Origin of the sequence: Pseudomonas sp. R3-18-08, from assembly GCF_003852065.1 — a bacterium.
Taxonomy (GTDB): domain Bacteria; phylum Pseudomonadota; class Gammaproteobacteria; order Pseudomonadales; family Pseudomonadaceae; genus Aquipseudomonas.
The window spans coordinates 5653385-5675483 of sequence record NZ_CP027729.1; the positions used below are offsets into that span (position 1 = coordinate 5653385).

Consider the following 22099-nt stretch of genomic DNA (forward strand, 5'->3'; position numbering starts at 1 on the left):
CGATACCGGGGGTTTCCTGATTCAGCGCGGCGCCCTTGCGTTCTTCGCGAGCAAGCTCGCTCCTACAGGTCGGCCTGGCCAATCTCTATTATCCAACGCGAGGTACCTCCATGGTGCACAGCATGACCGCCTTCGCCCGCGTCGAAAAAGCCGGCGTACAAGGCACCCTGAGCTGGGAACTGCGCTCGGTCAACAGCCGCTACCTGGAGCCGCATCTGCGCCTGCCGGAATCGTTCCGCGACCTCGAGGGCGCCGTGCGTGAAGCGCTGCGCCAGGGCATTTCCCGCGGCAAGCTGGAATGCACCCTGCGCTTTACCGAAGAAACCACCGGCAAACCCTTGCAGGTCGACCGCGACCGCGCCGCGCAATTGGTGGCTGCCGCTGAAACCATCGCCAGCCTGATCAAGCAGCCGGCCGCGCTGAACCCCCTGGAAGTGCTGGCCTGGCCCGGCGTGCTGGTGGCCGACGCCACCGACCCGCAAGCCCTCAACGCCGAGGCCCTGGCCCTGTTCAACCTGGGCCTCGAGGAACTCAAGGCCGGCCGCGAGCGTGAAGGCGCCGAGCTGGCGCGGTTGATCAGCGAGCGCTTGAGCTCAATCGAAGAAGACGTCGTCACCCTGCGTGAGCTGGTGCCGCAGATGCTCGCCACCCAGCGCCAGAAGGTCCTGGACCGCTTCGCCGACATGAAGGCCGACCTCGACCCGGTGCGCCTGGAGCAGGAAATGGTCCTGCTGGCACAAAAGAGTGATGTCGCCGAAGAGCTCGATCGCCTGAGCACCCACATCCTCGAAGTGCGCCGCGTGCTCAAGTCCGGTGGTGCCGCCGGTCGGCGCCTGGACTTCCTGATGCAGGAACTCAACCGCGAAGCCAATACACTGGGCTCCAAAGCGTTCGATCCGCGCAGCACCACGGCTGCGGTCAACCTCAAAGTGTTGATCGAGCAAATGCGCGAACAAGTACAGAATATTGAGTAAGGCACCCTCCATGACCCACAGCACCGGCACCCTTTACATCATTTCCGCCCCTTCGGGCGCGGGCAAGAGCAGCCTGGTCAAGGCCCTGACCGACGCTGACGAGCAGATCCGCATCTCGGTTTCCCACACCACGCGTGCCATGCGCCCGGGTGAAGTGAACGGCGTGCACTATCACTTCGTCGAGCGTACCGAGTTCGTCAAGATGATCGAGCACGGTGACTTCCTGGAGCGCGCCGAAGTGTTCGGCAACCTCTATGGCACTTCGCAAAGCCATCTGCAGCAGACGCTGGATGAAGGCCACGACCTGATTCTGGAAATCGACTGGCAGGGCGCCGAACAAGTGCGCCAGCTGATGCCCAAGGCGCGTTCGATCTTCATCCTGCCGCCCTCGCTTGAAGCCCTGCACCAGCGCCTGACCAACCGCGGCCAGGACAGCAACGAGATCATCGAGGGCCGCATGCGAGAAGCCGTCAGCGAAATGAGCCACTACGTCGACTACGACTACCTGATCATCAACGACGATTTTGCCCACGCGCTGGATGATTTAAAGGCGATTTTCCGCGCCAACCAGCTGCAGCAAAAGCGTCAACAACAGCGTTTCGGCAAATTACTCGCCGAACTGCTCGGCTGATTGGCCCTTCCCAAAACCGCTGCAAGGGCTTTACATTGGCACTTGCAGCGGTTTTGCGAGGGTCAGCGAAAAATCAGCGCTTCCCTAAACGCTGGTGATTTTTTAAACTGCTCAGTCCGCTCGCCCAACCGGGCAGCGCGCATCTTGCATTCGCTCCGAGGAATACCATGGCCCGCGTAACCGTTGAAGACTGCCTAGAACACGTGGATAACCGCTTTGAGCTGGTCATGCTCTCTACCAAGCGTGCCCGTCAACTGGCCACTGGCGGCAAAGAGCCCCTGGTCCAGTGGGAAAACGACAAGCCTACCGTTGTAGCCCTGCGTGAAATCGCAGAAGGCCTGATGAGCTATGAGTTCATCGCCAACGCTGAAATCGTTGAAGACGAACCGCTGTTCGCAGCGTTCGAGGACGAGTCCAACGAGGCCGTCTAAGCCTATGCCAGGTCGACGTAGCACGGCGCGGGGTCACAGCCTTCGGCAGGAGTTCACACTTTGCCGAGCATAGACGCCCTCGCCGATCGCTTATCGGCCTACCTCGGCCCCGATCAGGTCAACCTGGTCCGCCGAGCGTATTTCTACGCCGAACAAGCTCACGATGGCCAACGCCGTCGTAGTGGCGAAGCGTATGTCACCCATCCTCTTGCGGTGGCAAATATTCTGGCCGACATGCACATGGACCATCAGAGCTTGATGGCCGCGATGCTGCATGACGTGATCGAAGACACCGGCATCGCCAAGGAAGCGCTCAGCGCGCAATTTGGCGAAACCGTGGCCGAGCTGGTCGACGGGGTCAGCAAACTGACCCAGATGAACTTCGAGACCAAGGCCGAAGCCCAGGCGGAAAACTTCCAGAAGATGGCCATGGCCATGGCCCGCGATATCCGCGTGATCCTGGTCAAGCTGGCCGACCGGCTGCACAACATGCGCACGCTGGAAGTGCTCTCCGGCGAAAAACGCCGGCGAATCGCCAAGGAAACCCTGGAAATCTACGCGCCCATCGCCAACCGGCTGGGCATGCATGCCATTCGTATCGAGTTCGAAGACCTCGGTTTCAAGGCCATGCACCCGATGCGCTCAGCGCGCATCTACCAGGCGGTCAAGCGCGCCCGGGGCAACCGCAAGGAAATCGTCAACAAGATCGAAGAGTCCCTGAGCCATTGCCTGGCGATCGACGAGATCGAAGGCGAAGTCAGCGGACGGCAGAAACACATCTACGGCATCTACAAGAAGATGCGCGGCAAGCGTCGGGCCTTCAACGAGATCATGGACGTGTATGCGTTCCGGATCATCGTCGACAAGGTCGACACCTGCTACCGCGTGCTGGGCGCTGTACATAATTTGTACAAACCTCTGCCGGGGCGCTTCAAGGATTACATCGCGATTCCCAAGGCCAACGGCTATCAGTCGCTGCATACCACGTTGTTCGGTATGCACGGCGTGCCGATCGAGATCCAGATCCGCACCCGCGAAATGGAAGAGATGGCCAACAACGGCATCGCCGCCCATTGGCTGTACAAATCCAGCGGCGATGAGCAGCCCAAAGGCACCCATGCCCGTGCCCGCCAGTGGGTCAAGGGCGTGCTGGAGATGCAGCAACGTGCCGGCAACTCCCTGGAATTCATCGAAAGCGTGAAGATCGACCTGTTCCCGGACGAGGTCTACGTGTTCACGCCCAAAGGCCGGATCATGGAGCTGCCCAAAGGCTCCACGGCGGTCGACTTTGCCTATGCCGTGCACACCGACGTGGGCAACAGCTGCATCGCCTGTCGGATCAATCGTCGTCTCGCGCCGCTGTCCGAACCGCTGCAAAGCGGCTCCACGGTGGAGATCGTCAGTGCACCGGGCGCGCGACCAAATCCGGCCTGGCTCAACTTCGTCGTGACCGGCAAGGCGCGTACGCACATCCGCCACGCCTTGAAACTGCAGCGGCGTTCCGAATCCATCAGCCTGGGCGAACGCCTGCTGAACAAGGTGCTCAACGGTTTTGACAGCGCCTTGGACAAGGTCCCGCAGGAGCGCGTGCAAGCGATGCTTCACGAGTATCGCCAGGAAACCATCGAAGACCTGCTCGAAGACATCGGCCTGGGCAACCGCATGGCCTACGTGGTTGCGCGCCGCCTGCTCGGCGAAGGCGAACAGCTGCCGAGCCCCGAAGGCCCGCTGGCGATTCGCGGCACCGAGGGCCTGGTGCTCAGCTATGCCAAATGCTGCACACCGATCCCGGGCGACCCGATTGTCGGCCACCTGTCGGCGGGCAAAGGCATGGTGGTACACCTGGACAACTGCCGCAATATCAGCGAAATCCGGCACAACCCGGAAAAATGCATCCAGCTTTCGTGGGCCAAGGATGTCACCGGCGAATTCAATGTCGAGCTGCGCGTGGAGCTGGAGCACCAGCGTGGCCTGATCGCGCTGCTGGCCAGCAGCGTCAACGCGGCCGACGGCAATATCGAGAAAATCAGTATGGACGAACGCGATGGGCGCATCAGCGTGGTCCAGCTGGTGGTCAGCGTGCACGACCGCGTGCACCTGGCCCGCGTGATCAAGAAACTGCGTGCCTTGACCGGGGTGATTCGCATCACCCGCATGCGTGCGTAGTTCTTCAAACAAGCCATCGCCTATTACAAGGAGTCATTCATGACCAAGACAGTAATCACCAGCGACAAAGCCCCGGCCGCCATCGGTACGTATTCCCAGGCGATCAAGGCGGGCAACACCGTCTACATGTCCGGCCAGATCCCACTGGACCCAAAGACCATGGAACTGGTGGAAGGCTTTGAAGCACAGACCGTACAGGTCTTCGAAAACCTCAAGTCCGTGGCTGAAGCGGCTGGCGGTTCGTTCAAGGACATCGTCAAGCTGAACATCTTCCTCACCGACCTGAGCCACTTCGCCAAGGTCAACGAGATCATGGGCAAGTACTTCGAACAGCCGTACCCAGCCCGCGCCGCCATCGGCGTCGCTGCCCTGCCAAAGGGCGCGCAGGTTGAAATGGACGCGATTCTGGTCATCGAGTAAAAGCACCCGGCGCAGCCTCAACCGCTGCGCCGACTTTGTTTCAGAAGGATTTAGTCATGCGCAAAGCGCTTATTGCCTCTTCGTTGCTCGCCCTGCTACTCGGCGGCTGTGCCAGCAACCCTGCCAATCTGGATGTGAGCGGTACCTGGATCAACCAGGCCGCCATCGATGCGGCAGCCAAGGGCGGCCCTTTGCGTGAAGCCTTGCAGACCTTTGGCCCGAACCTCGAATGGGAGGTCAACACCAAGGCCCTGCAGGCACGCTACTACAACGGTTTTGAAGTGGCGGAAGGCAAGTTGCTGGCGCAAAAGCCCGGCGCCTGGAGCGTGGACTTCTACGGAAGCTCTGCCACCGAGCTCAAGCGCAGAGGCAAAAAGCTGCTGCAGGTCGCCAACGACAACGAGCCTGAGCAACTGTTCACGCGCTCCCAGGACCCGGCTCCGGAGGGCGCACCACTGGGCGCCAACTTCGAGCGGGCGCTTTATGCGGCGTACCTGGGCGGAGACTGGAAGATCACCGACGGTGTCGGTAATGGCGCCACGGTACAGTTCCAGGCCAACGGCAAAGTCGCCGGCCTGCCTGGCGCTGATCAGTATTCGCTGTGCCTGGCCGGGGATTGCGCGTCCATGAGCGGCGGCTACGACAGCCTCTGGCTGCAGGAGAATGGCGTGGGCAACCCGTGGATCTTTGCGCGCAAAGGCAAGCAGCTGGAAATCTTCCAGGCGATCAACACCGCGCAAGCCGATGAAGTGCCTTCCTTCACGCCTGGCCAGCGCCAGTGGTTGCTTGAAAAGCAATAACCGCTGCGACACAGATCCAAATGTGGGAGGGGGCTTGCCCCCGATAGCGTTTCTTCAGTCAACCTCTCTTTGGCTGACACACCGTTATCGGGGGCAAGCCCCCTCCCACATTTTGTCCGTCGTTCAACCTTTCAAAATGGCTGCATAGCCTTCGCGATAAGTCGGATAGGTCGGCTTCCAGCCCAGCGCCTTGATGCGCGCATTGCTGCACTGCTTGCTGCCCGCACGCCGCACACTGGCGTCCTCGGACCACTCCGTCACGCCCAGATACTCGCGCAACCAACCCACCACCTCGGCCAATGGCGCCGGCGCATCGTCGACCCCGATATACACCTTGTCCAGCGAACCGCCCTGCTCCACATGCCGCAATAAAAACGCCAACAAGCCCGCAGCGTCATCGGCGTGAATCCGGTTGCCATATAAAGGCGGGTCGACCGCTACGCGATAACCCTGCCGAACCTGTGTCAGCAGCCACTCGCGGCCCGGGCCATAAATGCCGGTCAGCCGCACGACGCTCGCGGGGATGCCACTATTGAGTGCCACTTGCTCGGCTTCGAGCATGACTTGGCCGGAATAACCCTTCGCCTGAGTTTCAGAGGTTTCGTCGACCCACTCGCCATTCTGCTGCCCATATACGCTGCTGCTGGACACAAACAGCAAATGCCTGGGCGTCTGGCCGTAATCGCCCAGCCACTCCAGCACATGCTGCAACCCTTGCACGTAGGCAGCACGGTAACCGGCCTCATCGTGGTCGGTGGCCGCAGCGCAGTACACCAGGTAATCCACCCCGCCGATCGGCCAGGTATCGGGACAGGCTTTATCGAACAGATCACCGGCGATGCCGATCACGCCGACGGGAAGGCGCGAAATATCGCGGCGCAGGCCATGCACCTCCCATCCTGCGGCCAGCAATTGGCTAGCCAGCCGGCTACCCACGTCGCCGCAACCGGCAATCACAACAGAAGGCGCAGACATCATAAAACTCCATTCTCAAAGGCGCAGATTAGCCGTGCGAGAGGATCAACGGCCAGTAAAAAGCGAAATAAAGTAACAGTGCCACTTTAGTTAACAAGAATTACTTGCAATAATAACCGCCCATTTGTCCTCGACCCAAAAGGGTCTGGCAGGACGATCACCCATTATTTTCTCTCAGGTCCGGCCAGCATGACACGTCATACAAACCCCGCTTCGCCAACCAAGTCTCACAGCCCATCCCGCGCCTGGCGTGCGATTGCTGCGATGCTGTTCAGCGTACTGCTGGCGCCGACCGCCGCCTTCGCTGATGCCACCGCACCTGCCGCGCCAGCCGCTGCCGAGCAGAATGCCGCCACCCCGGCTGCGCCTGCCGCCGCGCCAACCGCTCCGGCCCAGGCTGCAGCCCCTGCCGACGAAACGGGCGTAGTGCTGGAAGAAGACAACACCCTGGGCATGGCACATGACCTGTCCCCATGGGGCATGTACCAGAACGCCGACGTGGTGGTGAAAGCCGTGATGATCGGCCTGGCTATCGCCTCCATCATTACCTGGACCATCTGGATCGCCAAAGGCTTCGAGCTGCTGGGCGCCAAGCGTCGTCTGCGCACTGAAATCGTCCACTTGAAAAAGGCCGCCACCCTCAAGGAAGCGAGTGAAACCGCCACCAAGAAGGGCACCCTGGCCAACCTGCTGGTGCATGACGCCCTGGAAGAAATGCGCCTGTCGGCCAACACCCGCGAAAAAGAAGGCATCAAGGAACGTGTAGCTTTCCGCCTGGAGCGCCTGGTTGCGGCCTGTGGTCGTAACATGAGCAGCGGCACCGGCGTGCTGGCGACCATCGGTTCCACCGCCCCCTTCGTCGGCCTGTTCGGTACCGTGTGGGGCATCATGAACAGCTTCATCGGCATCGCCAAAACCCAGACCACCAACCTCGCCGTGGTTGCTCCCGGCATCGCCGAAGCCTTGCTGGCTACGGCCCTGGGCCTGGTTGCCGCGATCCCAGCGGTGGTGATCTACAACGTCTTCGCCCGTTCGATCGCCGGCTACAAGGCCCAGGTATCGGACGCGTCGGCAGAAGTCCTGCTGCTGGTCAGCCGCGACCTCGATCACCTGCCTAACGAGCGCAGCTCGCAACCGCACATGGTGAAAGTGGGGTAATCAGCCATGGGCCTGCATTTGAATCAAGGCGACGACGAGCTCGTCGAGAATCACGAAATCAACGTCACGCCGTTTATCGACGTGATGCTGGTGCTGCTGATCATCTTCATGGTGGCGGCACCGTTGGCTACCGTGGACATCAAGGTTGACCTTCCCGCGTCCAGCGCCAAGCCGGCGCCACGCCCGGAGAAGCCGATTTTCCTCAGCGTGAAGGCCGACCAGCGCCTGTTCCTGGGCGAAGAAGAAGTCAAGGCTGAAACCCTGGGGCCGGTGCTCGATGCCAAGACCCAAGGCAAGAAAGACACGACGATCTTCTTCCAGGCCGACAAGGGCGTGGACTACGGCGACCTGATGAGCGTGATGGACGCCTTGCGGGCAGCCGGCTACCTCAAGGTAGGCCTGGTCGGACTTGAGACGGCAGCCAAGAAATGATCACGACGCGCCACAAACTGACGCGTTATGGCAGCAGCCTCGCAGTCGTGCTGGGCGTGCACGCCGTCGCGATCATCATCGCGCTTAAATGGTCCGCGCCGCAGGCGATCCCGTTGCCTCCGGCCGCGATGGTCATCGACCTGGCGCCCCTGCCGGCGCCACCGCCGCCGCCGGCACCGCCCAAGGTCGTTGCGCCACCGCCACCACCGGTCGAAGAGCTGCCGCTGCCGAAGTTGGCAGAGGCGCCCAAGCCGACAATCCAGGTGCCTAAGCCGGTCAAGCCCAAACCCAAGCCACAACCGCCCAAGCCGGTGGAGAAAAAGCCCGAGCCGCCCAAGGAGAAACCTTCCGAGGAGCCACCGAGCGACACGCCGCCGAGCAACGCGCCTGCGCAGAAATCCGCCCAGCCCGCTCCGGGCCCGTCGGCGCAACAGCTTGCCGCCCAGGCCTCCTGGCAAAGCACCTTGCTGGCGCACCTGCAGAAGTACAAGAAGTACCCGCCGGGCGCCCAGCAACGTGGCAAGGAAGGCATGAACCGCTTGCGCTTCGTGGTCGACGGCGAAGGCAATGTGCTGTCCTACGAGTTGGAGGGCCGCTCCGGCAACGCCGACCTGGATCGCGCCACCCTGGAGATGATCCGCAAGGCTCAACCCCTGCCCAAACCACCGGCCGACCTGTTGAAAAACGGCAGTGTGGAGCTCGTCGCACCGTTCGTTTACAACATCGATAAACGTCGCCGCTAGCAGGGCAATGTGGAAGGGGCTGGCTCCCTTCCACATTCAGCGGCAGCGAATCAGCAAAATTACCGACAGTCCTCGCTCAATCCCCAGCAAAGTTCTGATAACGTGCGTCTATCGATTGCAGCCGGTATGCTTGGCCCGCAACCTCATGGACGCCCGCTATGACTCTTACAGAATTACGCTACATCGTGACCCTCGCCCAAGAACAGCACTTCGGCCACGCGGCCGAGCGTTGCCACGTCAGCCAGCCGACGCTGTCGGTGGGCGTGAAAAAGCTCGAAGACGAACTCGGTGTGCTGATTTTCGAGCGCAGCAAGAGCGCCGTGCGCCTCACCCCGGTGGGCGAAGGCATCGTTGCCCAGGCCCAGAAGGTGTTGGAACAAGCGCAAAGCATTCGCGAGCTGGCCCAGGCCGGCAAGAACCAGCTGACCGCACCGCTCAAGGTCGGCGCCATCTACACCGTCGGCCCGTACCTGTTCCCCCATCTGATCCCGCAACTGCACCGCGTCGCGCCGCAGATGCCGCTGTATATCGAAGAAAACTTCACCCACGTGCTGCGCGACAAACTGCGCAACGGCGAGCTGGACGCGATCATCATCGCCTTGCCGTTCAACGAGGCGGACGTGCTGACCCTGCCGCTCTACGACGAGCCGTTCTACGTACTGATGCCCGCCTCGCACCCATGGACCCAGAAGGAAACCATCGACGCCGGCCTGCTCAATGACAAGAGCCTGCTGCTGCTCGGCGAAGGCCACTGCTTCCGCGACCAGGTGCTGGAAGCCTGCCCGACCCTGACCAAAGGCAACGACGGCGCCAAGCACACCACGGTGGAATCCAGCTCCCTGGAAACCATTCGCCACATGGTCGCGTCCGGCCTGGGTATTTCGATCCTGCCGTTGTCGGCGGTAGACAGCCATCACTACGCCCCCGGCGTAATCGAAGTGCGCCCACTTACGCCGCCAGTGCCCTTCCGTACCGTGGCAATCGCCTGGCGCGCCAGCTTTCCGCGGCCAAAAGCGATTGAGATCCTCGCGGACTCGATCCGCCTATGCTCGGTGGCCAAGCCGCCTGCTGCGAGCTAAGTAACCGTATGACTGAGCTGTCGCAGGTGCCGGTGACGGCACTCAAGGGTGTCGGTGAGGCCATGGCCGAGAAACTCGCCAAGGTCGGCCTGGAGAACCTCCAGGACGTGCTGTTCCACCTGCCGCTGCGCTATCAGGATCGCACCCGCGTCGTGCCCATCGGCCACTTGCGTCCCGGCCAGGACGCGGTGATCGAAGGCACCGTCAGCGGCGCCGACGTGGTAATGGGCAAGCGCCGCAGCCTGGTGGTGCGCCTGCAGGACGGCACCGGCGGCCTGAGCCTGCGCTTCTACCATTTCAGCAATGCGCAGAAAGAAGGCCTCAAGCGCGGTACCCGCGTGCGTTGCTACGGCGAAGCGCGTCCGGGGGCCTCGGGCCTGGAGATCTACCACCCGGAGTACCGCGCCATTACCGGCGACGAACCGCCGCCGGTGGACACCACTCTCACGCCGATCTACCCGCTGACCGAAGGCCTTACCCAGCAACGCCTGCGCCAGTTGTGCATGCAAACCCTGACGATGCTCGGCCCGCAAAGCCTGCCCGACTGGCTGCCGCTGGAGCTGGCCCGCGACTATCAACTGGCGCCTCTGGCGGATGCGATTCGCTACCTGCATCACCCGCCGGCCGACGCCGATGTGGACGAACTCGCCCTCGGCCATCACTGGGCCCAGCATCGCCTGGCCTTCGAAGAACTGCTGACCCATCAACTGTCCCAGCAGCGCCTGCGCGAAAGCATGCGTTCGCTGCGCGCACCGGCGATGCCCAAAGCCACGCGCCTGCCCGCGCAATACCTGGCCAACCTGGGCTTCGCACCGACCGGCGCGCAGCAACGCGTCGGCAATGAAATCGCCTACGACCTCAGCCAGCAGGAGCCGATGCTGCGCCTGATCCAGGGCGATGTGGGCGCGGGCAAGACCGTGGTCGCCGCCCTCGCCGCCTTGCAGGCCCTGGAGGCCGGTTACCAGGTCGCGTTGATGGCGCCCACGGAAATTCTCGCTGAGCAGCACTTCATCACCTTCAAACGCTGGCTCGAGCCGCTGGGGCTGGAAGTCGCATGGCTGGCCGGCAAGCTCAAGGGCAAGACGCGCGCAGCGGCGCTGGAGCAGATTGCCGGCGGCGCACCGATGGTGGTGGGCACCCATGCGCTGTTCCAGGATGAAGTGCAGTTCAAGAACCTGGCCCTGGTGATCATCGACGAACAGCACCGCTTCGGCGTGCAACAGCGCCTGGCCCTGCGCCAGAAAGGCGTGGGTGGGCGCATGAACCCGCACCAGTTGATCATGACCGCCACGCCAATCCCGCGCACCCTGGCGATGAGTGCCTACGCCGACCTCGACACCTCGATCCTCGACGAACTGCCCCCCGGCCGTACGCCGGTCAACACCGTGCTGGTCACCGACACGCGACGCGTCGAAGTGATCGAGCGCGTGCGCGGCGCCTGCGCCGAAGGCCGCCAGGCGTACTGGGTGTGTACGCTGATCGAAGAGTCCGAGGAGCTGACCTGCCAGGCCGCCGAAACCACCTATGAAGACCTCACCAGCGCCCTGGGCGAGCTCAAGGTCGGGCTGATCCACGGCCGTATGAAACCTGCCGAAAAAGCCGCAGTGATGGCCGAGTTCAAGGCCGGTAACCTGCAATTGCTCGTGGCCACTACCGTGATCGAAGTCGGCGTGGACGTGCCCAACGCCAGCCTGATGATCATCGAGAACCCCGAACGCCTGGGCCTGGCCCAACTGCACCAATTGCGCGGCCGTGTCGGCCGAGGCAGCGCCGCCAGCCATTGCGTGCTGCTGTATCACCCGCCGCTGTCGCAGATCGGCCGCCAACGCCTGGGCATCATGCGTGAAACCAACGACGGCTTTGTCATCGCCGAAAAAGACCTCGAGCTGCGCGGCCCGGGAGAAATGCTCGGTACCCGCCAAACCGGTTTGCTGCAATTCAAGGTCGCCGACCTGATGCGCGACGCCGACCTGTTGCCCGCAGTGCGCGATGCGGCGCAGGCGCTGCTGGAGCGCTGGCCTGAGCATGTCAGCCCGCTGCTCAACCGCTGGCTGCGGCACGGGCAGCAATACGGCCAAGTGTGACAGCCGGCTCACTTATCCGACCTACACCTCTACCAAGCTGGTTATACTCCAATGAATGAAAAAAATTGGATCAGGCCATGTCAGAAGTTGCCCTCGCTACCGACCCACTGACCGCCCCGCCGGTCATTCGGGCGCTGCTCGCAAAGCTCGCCATCCCCTACACGGAAGTCGCCGAACAGACGGGCCTGAACCCTGCGCGAAAGGTCCAGGCGGTACTGCTCGAAGATGCCGTCGGCGCGCTCATGGTGCTGTTCCCCCAGAGCCAGTTGCTCGACCTCAACCGCCTTACCGAGCTCACCGGTCGGCGCCTCACCGCTGTGGCGCCGGAGCGCGTCGAGCGCATGCTGGGCAAGCATGAGCTGAACCTGCTGCCGGGCCTGCCGCCGCTCACCAGTTCGCCGTGCCTGTATGAAGGCAGCCTGCTCAACGAGCCGAGTCTATTGGTGCATTCGGGTGAAGCCGGGTTGCTGCTGGAAATCGCCAGCGAGCACTTCAAGACCATGCTGACCAAGGCCAGTGCGGCTCAGTTCGGCGAGCCCCTGAGCAACATTCGCCCCAACCTCGACCGTCCCAATGATGACCGTGAGGAAATCACCCAGGCGATGCAGGCATTCACTGCCCGCCGTATTCAGCAACGCCTGGAAGCGACCATCGAGATTCCGCCGCTGGCCGACACCGCGCAGAAGATCATCAAACTGCGCGTCGACCCCAACGCCACCATCGACGACATCACCGGCGTGGTGGAAACCGACCCGGCCCTGGCCGCCCAGGTGGTGAGCTGGGCGGCGTCGCCCTACTACGCTTCGCCGGGCAAGATCCGCTCGGTGGAAGACGCCATCGTGCGCGTGCTGGGCTTCGATCTGGTGATCAACCTGGCGCTGGGCCTGGCCCTGGGTAAAACCCTGAGCCTGCCCAAGGACCGACCGCACCCTTCCACGCCGTACTGGCACCAGTCGATCTACACCGCCGCCGTGATCGAAGGCCTGACCCGCGCCATGCCCCGCGCCCAGCGCCCGGAAGCCGGCCTGACCTACCTGGCAGGGTTGCTGCACAACTTTGGTTACCTGCTGCTGGCCCATGTGTTCCCGCCGCACTTTTCGCTGATCTGCCGCCACCTGGAGGTCAACCCGCACCTGTGCCACAGCTACGTGGAACAACACCTGCTGGGCATCAGCCGCGAGCAGATCGGCGCCTGGCTGATGCGTTACTGGGACATGCCGGACGAACTGTCCACCGCCCTGCGCTTCCAGCATGACCCGAGCTATGACGGGCAGTACGCCGAATACCCGAACCTGGTGTGCCTGGCCGTGCGCCTGTTGCGCAGCCGGGGGATCGGTTCCGGGCCGGATGAAACCATTCCGGATGCACTGCTGGAGCGTCTGGGCTTGAGCCGGGAAAAGGCTGAAGACGTAGTCGGCAAGGTGCTGGATGCCGAAGTGTTGTTGCGCGAATTGGCGTCGCAGTTCAGCCAGCACTGAATCTGTCGACAGTCACACTGCTATCGGGGGCAAGCCCCCTCCCACATTCGACCGCATTCCACAGCTGGAACTCGGTTAAGTGTGGGAGGGGGCTTGCCCCCGATGAATCCCTCTCGGCTTAACTGAACGCTTACTTCTTTTTCTTCGGCTTGGCTGGCGCAAAGCCAAACAACTGTCCGTTCTGCTAGAAACAGAAACGTCTTACAAGGCGTTGAGGTTGCCGCTAGGACACTCAATCTCTAGTCTCAGTGCACCGTTGCACAATCAGCGGTCGGGCGTCGCGGCCCGTATTTCTTCAGACGCAAAAGCGTCATCGTGTCCTTTCAGTTGGCGCTTTTTTGTCGTCTACTGTGCGGCGCTATGGCGGCTGTGCGCGGGATACCTTCGGGTATGCCGATGTTCTGGAGAGTCGGTCCGCGAACCTGCGTACAGCTGCCACCCCATCGCGTCGCGGCGATCAATGGCAGCTCCTTTAATATCTCCGGAGTTTCACCATGATCAAACCCACCCCAAATCCCCCATTCGATCCAGCATCTAGCGTGCTATTCACCGTGAAAGACGGCATCCCCACGCAAGACCTACTGGTCAACCTCAGCGAAACACTGGCCTCGGCCAATGCGCTGAGTTGCGACCTGGCCTTTGACCTTGAAGGGCCGAAACGAGAGGAACTGCTGGGCGTTACGCAGTTAATCGAACTGGCACAGTTGCTGGCTGATCGAGTACTCAGTGTCTCGGGGCAAGTAAACCCATGAGATGTCGGGCAGTACGCCGAACACCCGAACCTGGTGTGCCTGGCCGTGCGCCTGTTGCGCAGCCGAGGAATCGGTTCCGGGCCGGATGAAACCATTCCGGATGCACTGCTCGAGCGTCTGGGCTTGAGCCGGGAAAAGGCTGAAGACGTAGTCGGCAAGGTACTGGATGCCGAGGTGTTGTTGCGCGAATTGGCGTCGCAGTTCAGCCAGCACTGAACCTGATCATTCCCACGCTCCGCGTCACCACTTAAGAGCGGACGCGGAGCGTCCAAAGCGGCATTCCCACGCAGAGCGTGGGAACGATCACTGAACGCCTACTTCTTTTTCTTCGGCTTCAAATACTTGGTCAACCCCTGGAACCAGATCACCAGCGCCGGGTTGCCCTTGATCTGGATCGACTTGTCCTGAATCCCCGTCATGAACGCCAGTTGCTTGTTCTTCGCCTGCATCGTGGCGAAGCCGTAGGCGGCGTCTTTGAAGGCAATCGCAAACGCCGGCTCAGGGTGTACACCCGAGCGGCTGGTGATGCGCTGGTCTTTGACGATGAAGTGGCGGGCAACCTTGCCGTCGAGGGTCTGCAACTGGAAGGCCAGGTCTTTGTCACCTAGCTGCTGCTGGAAGGCGGGGTTGGTGCGGCTGGCTTTGCCCATCATCAGGCCCAGCACCCACAGGAGAAGACGAAATTTCATGCACACGGCCTCGGTGTAATTATTGAGTGGCCGCAGCAGTGTAACGATTTGCAAACAGAACGCCACCGATCTCGCGCTTTAGCGGGAGATAGACTTGCGTTTGACGCTTATAGCAGCATATCGCCCAAGCTGGAAGGCAGGCTAAGATCAACGCGCGACCATAGAGTGATACAATTTGACTCATCCTTTAACGCCATTAATGTGCTTTTCCATTTGTTTGCAAACGTATCGGGGTTTAGAGTTTCCGCCGATTAGACATGGAGGTCGAAAATTGCGCACCTGCCGCTTTACATGGAGTTCCAACGCTGATGAATTTGACGAATGTTTTCGCGCCTCAGAATCGCCGCCTTATCAAGCTGATCGCTGGTGCCGACGAGGAGCAGGCACTCCTGCTGGAGCACTTCAGCGGAAGTGAAGGTCTCTCCACGCTGTTCAGCTTCGAACTGTCATTGATCAGTCAGGACGCCAGCCTTGAGCTCAAATCCTTGATTGGCCAACCCGCGCACCTGGAAATCGAACTGGCTGACGGCGGCGTGCGATATATCCATGGCTATATCACGCAATTTGGCCTGCAGGGCAGCGACGGCGGCCTGGCGCGCTATAGCGCGACATTGAGCCCCTGGCTGTGGATGCTGACGCGGCGTTTTGATTCGCGGATCTTTCAAGAACAAACCATAGAGACAGTAATTCGCACGGTCTTCGCTCACTACAGCGGGCTGGCCACGTTTGAGTTTCGCCTGCATAAACCTCTCAAATCCCACAGCTACATCACCCAATACCGGGAAAGCGACCTGAATTTCGTGTTGCGCCTGCTGGAGCAGGACGGGCTGTTCTTCTATTTCGATCACAGTAAAGACGGGCACAGCCTGATCATTACCGACCAATCCCAGTCCTTGGTCGCGTTGGCCGAGCAACCGCAGATCCGTTACCACAGCGCCTTTGTCACCGAGACCAGCGACTCAATCACCCAATGGGGCAGCCACCGGGTGTTGCAATCCGGCAAGATGACCATCCAGACCTTCGACTACAAACAGCCGAGAAACCCGTTGCCCATCCATATGGACAGCCTCAACCAGCAAGGCGATACCCAGCCTTACGAGGTCTACGATTTTTTGGGTGCCTACAGCCATGGCCTGCCCGAGCCAGGCGAATCGCTGGTCCGCCAGCGCTTGGAGGCCATCGAGGTTCAGGGCAAGACCTTTACCGGTAGCAGCAACTGCCGGGCCATGCGCCCTGGATACACCTTTGAACTGACCCAGCATTTTGATCATGACACAGGCGCTGCGGACGATCGCCAGTTCCTGCTGTTGTCGGTCGAACATCAAGGCCGTAACAATTACCTCTCGGATGAGCCGGCCGGTTACGACAATCAGTTTGTCTGCATCCGCCACAAAATCCCTTACCGCCACCCTCTCACGATACCCCGTCCCACCATCGGCGGGCCGCTCAGCGCCATCGTGGTAGGGCCCGAGGGCGAAGAAGTCTTCACCGATGAACTGGCGCGTATCCAAGTCAGGTTCCACTGGCAGCGCGGCAACGACCTGCCCCAGGGCACCACGTGGGTGCGCGTGGCGATGCCCAGCGCCGGCAGTGGTTGGGGTCACCAGTTTTTGCCGCGGATCGGGCAGGAAGTGCTGGTGACCTTCCTCGCTGGCGATATCGACCGCCCCGTGGTGACTTCGGTGCTGTACAACGCCGACCAAAAGCCACCACGCTTCAGCAAGGCATCAGGCCTGCCAGGCAATCGCACGCTGTCGGGAATCCAGACCCAGGAACACAAGGGCCGTGGGTTTAACGAGCTGTTGTTCGACGACACCCCAGGCGCCTTGCGTGCCCGGGTCGCCACTACCCATAACGCCACCGCGCTCAATCTAGGGAAACTCACCGAGCCGCGTACAGACGGCCAAGCCCAGGCGCGTGGTGACGGTGCAGAATTGCGCACCGATGCCGCGATAGCACTACGCGCCGCCCAAGGCATGTTGCTGACCACCTATGCGCGTCAGAACGCAACGGGATCACAACTGGACCGCGAAGAACTGCTCAAGCTGCTGGCCGAGTGTGGCGAACTGTTTAAAACCCTCGGGCAAACCGCTGCGGCACGAGGCGGCGCAGCGGTGGACAGCCAGGGCATCGACGCCTTGCGCCAATCCCTGAGCCAGTGGCCAGCCCCCGACGGCAACAGCACCGGCGAGCCCCTCTTGGCCGTCGCGGCTGAAGCGGGCATTACCAGCGCCACACCGCGCTCACAAATCCATTACGCCGGGGCGAACCACGACACCACCGCCCAGGATAATGTGCAGTTGACCAGCGGTGCCGCCATGCGCCTGCAAGCCGGCAAGGGGATTAGCGCCTTCGCCCAGGATGAAGGCATTAGCGCCATTGCCAACCGCGGCAAAGTGCTGGTCCAGGCCCAGGAAGACGACATCACGCTCAATGCGCAGAAAAGTCTGCACCTTTCGGCTGCCGAGGGAGAGGTGGTTGTCACTGCGCCGACCATTCGCTTGGTCGCCGATGATGGCAGCTACATCAAGATCGGCGGCGGTGTTGAGATCGGCAGCCAAGGCAAGGTTATTGTGCATGCCAGCGATCATGATTGGGTCGGCCCCAAAACCGACAGCGCTAAAGTCCCGGCATTCACCCGCGACCCGGCCGCCCAGCGCCTGGCGTTCCACTACCCAGGGCACGCCGACGACAGCGCCCGAATGGCGGTCGACCACGCCTACCAGATCAAACTCGAGGACGGCAGCACCGTGCAAGGCCTCACCGACGCCAGCGGCCTGACCGAACGCGTCGAGCGCGAGGCGATGCACCAGGCGCAAGTCGCCGCGCTACGTACCAACGGCCCCAAAGGAGGCAGCCAATGAGTGGCGATCTATACGCCGTGGCAGAAAGCGTGACCCGGCTGATACCCAACTTCAGCACCGAACGCAAAATGGAAGTGCCTGCCGACCTGCCGGGTGTGGTGATTTTCCTGCATGGCGTGAATGACCCAGGGGCGTCTTATGAGTCGGTGGAGACGGGGTTGTGTCAGGGGCTGAATGAGCGGTTGGATCGGCCGGATTTGAAGGCAGGGCTCTATGGAGCTAAATATAAAAAAGCTAAAGATACACCTCCAGAAACGTGTACGGATAAAGAAGAGCAGATACTCGATGATCCAGACACCTACCTCTATCAGCGAGACGCGGACGATCCCAAAACCCGCAGCCTGATGATCCCATTTTACTGGGGCTACCGGGCCGAGCCTGGCGAGGTAAAGCGGGATAAAAATAACGATCCCACCAAACTGCGTGATCAATACCAGGACGTGTTTAACAACCGGCTGGACAGGCACTTTTCCAAGGGTGGCGGTTTCTTCGCCAACGCCACTAATAACTTGCTAGAGATGTACAGCCAGGGCTTTGACAAGTTTGTCCGGCATGCAGCGCAAACCCAGCTACCGAACACTCAGTACATGGGGAAAGCCCCGCATCGACGTTATTTCGTATTGGCGGCAGCTCGATTGGCCATGCTGATCAGCGAGATTCGTCGTGTATCGCCCGACGAAACCATCACCATCATGGGCCACAGCCAAGGCACCTTGATTACCCTGCTGGCTCAAGCCCTGTTGATTGATAAAGGCCAACGCTGTGCCGACACCGTCATCATGGTGGATTCACCTTACAGCGTACTGTCCAACGTCACCCCTAAAGGCCATGACACCCTCGCCACACTGATCGGTATCGTCTCAGCTATCACCGGAACGCCCCACGCGCAGCCGCCGCTGTCCGCCCTGCGAGAGGCGAAAACCTACGGCGGTCGCACTGGCCCTAAATGGTCACCGACACAGGGCACCCGCAAAAACAAAGTCGGCAACCTGACGGTTTTTCCTGAGCGAGACAATCGCGGCAAGGTGTACCTGTACTTTTGTCCGGACGACACCACTGTGGCCCTCGACGCCGTGCACGGTATCGGTACCTATGGCGTACCGGACGTTGTGCCGAATGACGGTCGGCCCGCCATGATGGCCTTGCAGTTTTTGCGTTTTTATCAGCGGATGTGGACCAAACGTCAACGCGACGGTGAACCAGTCATGGTAGGGAAAACACCCCAACCGGAGTTCATCCGCGCATCAGGCGAACACCGTTACCCCGGGAAGGACTGGCTCACTGGGGTAGCCTCGCAGGCAGCCATTGCAGAAGGCCAGGAACGCCTGATCAATGGCGAAGCGCTAAACCCTCCGCATGCACCGCAGATGTTTGGTGGAGAGGCAATATCCGGAACCCCGGACACGGCTGGCCTGGACAAACCGGACGACGTCGGTATCGAGTCCGCGCTGGGTAACCCCAGCGCAAGGTTCAAATGGTTAAAGGTGCGTGAAAGTTTGACGGCGCTCGATTTGGAGCAGGAAACCAGCCGATGGAACGAGGGAAAGGAAGCTGGCGATCATGCGCGTATGCGTCAAACCAAAATGCCTAACGCACGCATGGATGGATCGGTTTACGTACTCTTAAGGGAGGAGACCGCGAACGAAATTCGTGCCCGACTGGCCGTTGAACCTGAACTGGACTCCAACAGTTATCACTCGGCGGTACTGCGCAGCCCTGAAAACCAGCGCTGGGTGACGGCGATGGACATTGCGGTTGGCCAGGCTCACTGCCTCGACGACCCGGCGATGCGCGAGGTGTTGGTGGCGATTGCGGATTGGAGGCTCGATGAAGCGCAATTTACGATAATCTCGGAATTACCGGGCTGGTCGCGACTGAGTGAAGATGCTCGGATATTGATAAAGGCCAGCTTTCGGTATTACCAAGATGGAATTTTTCCTTCTGCCGACATGGTATCGCTAACGCCCCCCTCTCTTGTTGTCAGCTCCAATAAAAAAGGAGCTGGCCAATGAAGGATAACCAGCAGCCACCTAGAACTTTGCCCAAATTAAAGCCTTACCTCTGGATAGCCTGCGTGCTGCTCGTACTTTGGCTTGGTTTTATCTGGGTTGTTCAAATCAAAGCACAGGAAACCAACATGGTACTTCGTGATATGAGACCCGTAATGGCCTGGGGCATTGCCGCCATTGTCGGCCCGTTGTTATTGATCTTCAGCATTCACTGGTGGGGCAATGCCATAGCCGGTGAAAAAGCGGAAATAGCGACGTATCAAAACAAGATGAAAGCTAGAGATGCCGAACAGCGGGCCACACAAGTGCGCACCTATGCGTTGGAAATACGAGGGGTAGGAATTACCGTAGATGATTGGCACCAATCATCGATATGGCGTGAAATCAAAACAAATAACAACAACTTCTCCTCGATATATTCGCAAGATCCCAAGGAGTTAGATACCTCATTGAGCTCTCGAGAAATCACTCGCGATGTTAATATCCGTGTAGCGTTCAAACATTCAGCAAGCGAATCGGTGGCTTACTGGCCCATTCCGGTATTTGCTCTAGGCCCGCCCGACCCTTACGCAAAAGGCTACAAAGCTGCGGGCCTCATCAATTCAGGGCGTAATGCTGCCACCTTGGGCGTCTCGCTGTTTCTATGGCAAGACGATGAAAGCACTGCCCATGCGCAAGGTATGATCGAGCGATTGTTTCAGTTTTTTGACGATAATCCCAAAGTGCCACAAGCTTTGATCGCTAGCCGAGATGGTGACGTAACTCGCGATGTTTATCGCAAGCCAGGCACACCTCGACTGCAAAGTGCCCAAGTCGTACCCACAATCTACGAAAGCATGACCGGGCTGCTGGTCACTCGCTCAGATCGAGTGGACCGATATATTCGTCCATTCACCACTCATGAGCCTGAAGATAATCAGAATAAAAGCACTGATATGGGCAAGCTCTGGGACTTTTACTGGAAGCAATCACCTAAATTCATAGACGTGTACGAGGACGCAGAGCGAGCCAAGGGTGCTAAAGACCCCTTAGCCCCAGGCACCATGTCCACCGCCTACTGGCAATCCCAACTCCCCGCCCTCTGGAAAACCATCAGCAACCGTGGCCCTGGCTATTTCGAGCCCTCCCCCTGGCTGCCAATTCGCTGGGCCGACCATCAGCTCAAGGAATTCGACACAGCACCAGTGCTCGGCTACCTGCACCGCCCAATCAAGGTCCCCATGCAGGACGAAAACGGCAAACGCCTGAAACCTGCGTTGCAAGCCAAGGCCCTGCAGGCTGGCTGGCTCAAAGCCCTCGACACCCTGCCTGATGGGCAAAAGCCGGTGCGCGTGTTCTACGACACCACCGACAACCTTGAAGCAGAAATCGCCCTGACCAACGCCTTGCACAGCCTCAATACCGACGGTCATGGCCTGGAAGTGGGCAACGTTGACGAGGGCTATGACATCGGTCGCCGTCTGGGCAATACCGGGGTCAGTGGTGCACTGGTGGAAATCAACCTGGCCACCATCGCCAGCTACCTCGACGGCGGCGCCAGTGCCGTGGTCTACGCCGGCAACGACGGCAGCCTGACCGTTCAAATGATCAGCCCACCGAGTGATGAGCAAAAAGCGAAGAACCAACAGTATCGGGGCGCCGATCCCTTCAAGTTCGGCTCCCCCACTGGCCGAGGCCCCAAAACATGAACCATCCCATCTGCCTGGGCGACCCCACCAGCAGCGGTGGCAGCGTGGTGTCGTGCCAATTGGCCGGCACTCACACGCTGAACGGCAAAACCCCGGTAGTGAAAGGCGACAAGGCCTCCTGCCCGTTGCATGCGGGCGTATTTGCCTTTATTGAGGGGCATCCCTACCGACGCATGAACGGAATACCTGTCGTACTGCAAGGGCATCGATTGGCATGCGGGTGTCATGGCGTAGCGAGCCATGCGCTGAATGTGAACGTGATCTAGCTGCTTTTTATATTGTTGGACCGATTGATGTCATCGCCGATGCTAGCTCTTTGCCGCCACGATGGGGATCACGAGCAGCCGCGAACATCAAGTTAGAGAGAGAGTGAGCATAGACAATAAGCGAAATAAAAGTACCGGACAGCGTCTTTTACTGACCGCAGCTGGAATAGGCGTATGGCTTCCACTCTTCGTATCAGCAAGGTTTTAGAACGACCGGCGTGGTTGCAAGCCCCTCTGTATGAAAGCCCTCGCTACTATTTCTTGGCTCAGCTAATAGACGCTGACACCGCAACATGAAGCCCTAGACACGAACGGATTTTCGGCAGCGGCATCGGCTATATCTTTGCTGATAACCGAGTAAAAAGATGAAAGAAGGTGATGTGCAAGGCTATTTCACCGTGCAATTTACGTGAGTTAACAAGACATGAAACCATTGGTAGCCGTAGGACGCTCCTATAGT

The 22099-nt window shown here is 60.3% G+C and carries 19 protein-coding genes and 1 pseudogene; 18 read left to right on the plus strand and 2 right to left on the minus strand.

Features of this window, described 5'->3' with window-relative positions:
- Positions 1-110 precede the first annotated feature (110 nt).
- The 6 genes from C4J92_RS26115 to C4J92_RS26140 all read left to right on the plus strand — a co-directional run bounded on the left by C4J92_RS26115 (position 111) and on the right by C4J92_RS26140 (position 5422).
- A complete protein-coding gene (locus tag C4J92_RS26115) occupies positions 111-974 on the plus strand; it encodes a YicC/YloC family endoribonuclease (protein ID WP_124405666.1) in 864 nt (287 codons plus the stop codon).
- Positions 975-984: 10 nt separating this feature from the next.
- Entirely contained in the window at positions 985-1605 is a 621-nt protein-coding gene (gene gmk, locus C4J92_RS26120) for a guanylate kinase (RefSeq protein ID WP_124405667.1), read from the plus strand.
- 167 nt (positions 1606-1772) lie between these two features.
- The gene (rpoZ, locus tag C4J92_RS26125; protein WP_003176920.1) at positions 1773-2036 is read left to right on the plus strand and encodes a DNA-directed RNA polymerase subunit omega; all 264 of its coding nucleotides are present in this window, start codon (positions 1773-1775) and stop codon (positions 2034-2036) included.
- A gap of 60 nt (positions 2037-2096) precedes the next feature.
- A complete protein-coding gene (gene spoT / locus C4J92_RS26130) occupies positions 2097-4202 on the plus strand; it encodes a bifunctional GTP diphosphokinase/guanosine-3',5'-bis pyrophosphate 3'-pyrophosphohydrolase (RefSeq protein ID WP_124364979.1) in 2106 nt (701 codons plus the stop codon).
- A gap of 39 nt (positions 4203-4241) precedes the next feature.
- Positions 4242-4622 (plus strand): RidA family protein, encoded by a 381-nt coding sequence (locus C4J92_RS26135; protein WP_003176922.1) that lies wholly within the window; start codon positions 4242-4244, stop codon positions 4620-4622.
- 56 nt (positions 4623-4678) lie between these two features.
- A complete protein-coding gene (locus tag C4J92_RS26140; RefSeq protein WP_124364981.1) occupies positions 4679-5422 on the plus strand; it encodes a hypothetical protein in 744 nt (247 codons plus the stop codon).
- 123 nt (positions 5423-5545) lie between these two features.
- Here C4J92_RS26140 and C4J92_RS26145 read toward each other — a convergent pair whose 3' ends face one another.
- A complete protein-coding gene (locus C4J92_RS26145) occupies positions 5546-6397 on the minus strand; it encodes an SDR family oxidoreductase (protein WP_124405668.1) in 852 nt (283 codons plus the stop codon).
- A gap of 189 nt (positions 6398-6586) precedes the next feature.
- Between C4J92_RS26145 and exbB the strand changes: the two genes are divergently transcribed.
- From exbB to C4J92_RS26185, 8 genes and pseudogenes are all read left to right on the plus strand, one after another.
- A complete protein-coding gene (exbB, locus tag C4J92_RS26150; RefSeq protein ID WP_124405669.1) occupies positions 6587-7555 on the plus strand; it encodes a tonB-system energizer ExbB in 969 nt (322 codons plus the stop codon).
- Positions 7556-7561: 6 nt separating this feature from the next.
- Positions 7562-7987: a TonB system transport protein ExbD gene (gene exbD / locus C4J92_RS26155; RefSeq protein ID WP_003195519.1), complete on the plus strand. Its 426-nt coding sequence runs from the start codon at positions 7562-7564 to the stop codon at positions 7985-7987.
- Positions 7984-8730 (plus strand): energy transducer TonB, encoded by a 747-nt coding sequence (locus tag C4J92_RS26160; protein WP_124364984.1) that lies wholly within the window; start codon positions 7984-7986, stop codon positions 8728-8730. The genes exbD and C4J92_RS26160 overlap by 4 nt, the downstream gene beginning before the upstream one ends.
- 158 nt (positions 8731-8888) lie before the next feature.
- Positions 8889-9809: a hydrogen peroxide-inducible genes activator gene (locus C4J92_RS26165; protein WP_124364985.1), complete on the plus strand. Its 921-nt coding sequence runs from the start codon at positions 8889-8891 to the stop codon at positions 9807-9809.
- 8 nt (positions 9810-9817) lie between these two features.
- Complete coding sequence (gene recG, locus C4J92_RS26170) at positions 9818-11893, plus strand: ATP-dependent DNA helicase RecG (protein WP_124368828.1); 2076 nt, start codon at positions 9818-9820, stop codon at positions 11891-11893.
- Between the two features lie 77 nt (positions 11894-11970).
- Entirely contained in the window at positions 11971-13371 is a 1401-nt protein-coding gene (locus C4J92_RS26175; protein WP_124405670.1) for an aminoacyl-tRNA deacylase and HDOD domain-containing protein, read from the plus strand.
- A gap of 494 nt (positions 13372-13865) precedes the next feature.
- Positions 13866-14123 (plus strand): DUF6124 family protein, encoded by a 258-nt coding sequence (locus tag C4J92_RS26180; protein ID WP_124405671.1) that lies wholly within the window; start codon positions 13866-13868, stop codon positions 14121-14123.
- Between the two features lie 6 nt (positions 14124-14129).
- A pseudogene (locus tag C4J92_RS26185) lies at positions 14130-14339 on the plus strand (histidine kinase); the annotation flags it as partial.
- A 98-nt stretch (positions 14340-14437) separates the two neighbouring features.
- On the opposite strand, the gene C4J92_RS26190 reads toward C4J92_RS26185, so the two are convergent.
- Positions 14438-14812: a hypothetical protein gene (locus C4J92_RS26190; RefSeq protein ID WP_032803751.1), complete on the minus strand. Its 375-nt coding sequence runs from the start codon at positions 14810-14812 to the stop codon at positions 14438-14440.
- A gap of 308 nt (positions 14813-15120) precedes the next feature.
- Here C4J92_RS26190 and C4J92_RS26195 point away from each other — a divergent pair, with 308 nt between their 5' ends.
- The 4 genes from C4J92_RS26195 to C4J92_RS26210 are packed head-to-tail and all read left to right on the plus strand — an operon-like array spanning position 15121 to position 21639.
- Positions 15121-17676 (plus strand): type VI secretion system Vgr family protein, encoded by a 2556-nt coding sequence (locus C4J92_RS26195; RefSeq protein WP_164487552.1) that lies wholly within the window; start codon positions 15121-15123, stop codon positions 17674-17676.
- Positions 17673-19688, plus strand: a complete 2016-nt coding sequence (locus tag C4J92_RS26200; RefSeq protein WP_124405673.1) for a DUF3274 domain-containing protein — start codon at positions 17673-17675, stop codon at positions 19686-19688. The genes C4J92_RS26195 and C4J92_RS26200 overlap by 4 nt, the downstream gene beginning before the upstream one ends.
- Entirely contained in the window at positions 19685-21373 is a 1689-nt protein-coding gene (locus tag C4J92_RS26205; protein ID WP_164487553.1) for a DUF2875 family protein, read from the plus strand. The genes C4J92_RS26200 and C4J92_RS26205 overlap by 4 nt, the downstream gene beginning before the upstream one ends.
- The gene (locus tag C4J92_RS26210) at positions 21370-21639 is read left to right on the plus strand and encodes a PAAR domain-containing protein (protein WP_124405674.1); all 270 of its coding nucleotides are present in this window, start codon (positions 21370-21372) and stop codon (positions 21637-21639) included. The genes C4J92_RS26205 and C4J92_RS26210 overlap by 4 nt, the downstream gene beginning before the upstream one ends.
- Positions 21640-22099 lie beyond the last annotated feature (460 nt).

Excerpts from the sequence above, each read along its gene's own strand:
- C4J92_RS26160 (WP_124364984.1), top strand. The coding sequence starts at position 7,984 with ATGATCACGACGCGCCACAAACTGACGCGTTATGGCAGCAGCCTCGCA.
- C4J92_RS26115 (WP_124405666.1), top strand. The coding sequence starts at position 111 with ATGGTGCACAGCATGACCGCCTTCGCCCGCGTCGAAAAAGCCGGCGTA.
- exbD (WP_003195519.1), top strand. The coding sequence starts at position 7,562 with ATGGGCCTGCATTTGAATCAAGGCGACGACGAGCTCGTCGAGAATCAC.
- exbB (WP_124405669.1), top strand. The coding sequence starts at position 6,587 with ATGACACGTCATACAAACCCCGCTTCGCCAACCAAGTCTCACAGCCCA.
- C4J92_RS26135 (WP_003176922.1), top strand. The coding sequence starts at position 4,242 with ATGACCAAGACAGTAATCACCAGCGACAAAGCCCCGGCCGCCATCGGT.
- C4J92_RS26200 (WP_124405673.1), top strand. The coding sequence starts at position 17,673 with ATGAGTGGCGATCTATACGCCGTGGCAGAAAGCGTGACCCGGCTGATA.
- C4J92_RS26145 (WP_124405668.1), bottom strand. The coding sequence starts at position 6,397 with ATGTCTGCGCCTTCTGTTGTGATTGCCGGTTGCGGCGACGTGGGTAGC.
- C4J92_RS26205 (WP_164487553.1), top strand. The coding sequence starts at position 19,685 with ATGAAGGATAACCAGCAGCCACCTAGAACTTTGCCCAAATTAAAGCCT.
- C4J92_RS26190 (WP_032803751.1), bottom strand. The coding sequence starts at position 14,812 with ATGAAATTTCGTCTTCTCCTGTGGGTGCTGGGCCTGATGATGGGCAAA.
- rpoZ (WP_003176920.1), top strand. The coding sequence starts at position 1,773 with ATGGCCCGCGTAACCGTTGAAGACTGCCTAGAACACGTGGATAACCGC.
- gmk (WP_124405667.1), top strand. The coding sequence starts at position 985 with ATGACCCACAGCACCGGCACCCTTTACATCATTTCCGCCCCTTCGGGC.
- C4J92_RS26195 (WP_164487552.1), top strand. The coding sequence starts at position 15,121 with ATGAATTTGACGAATGTTTTCGCGCCTCAGAATCGCCGCCTTATCAAG.
- C4J92_RS26175 (WP_124405670.1), top strand. The coding sequence starts at position 11,971 with ATGTCAGAAGTTGCCCTCGCTACCGACCCACTGACCGCCCCGCCGGTC.
- recG (WP_124368828.1), top strand. The coding sequence starts at position 9,818 with ATGACTGAGCTGTCGCAGGTGCCGGTGACGGCACTCAAGGGTGTCGGT.
- C4J92_RS26180 (WP_124405671.1), top strand. The coding sequence starts at position 13,866 with ATGATCAAACCCACCCCAAATCCCCCATTCGATCCAGCATCTAGCGTG.
- C4J92_RS26210 (WP_124405674.1), top strand. The coding sequence starts at position 21,370 with ATGAACCATCCCATCTGCCTGGGCGACCCCACCAGCAGCGGTGGCAGC.
- C4J92_RS26165 (WP_124364985.1), top strand. The coding sequence starts at position 8,889 with ATGACTCTTACAGAATTACGCTACATCGTGACCCTCGCCCAAGAACAG.
- C4J92_RS26140 (WP_124364981.1), top strand. The coding sequence starts at position 4,679 with ATGCGCAAAGCGCTTATTGCCTCTTCGTTGCTCGCCCTGCTACTCGGC.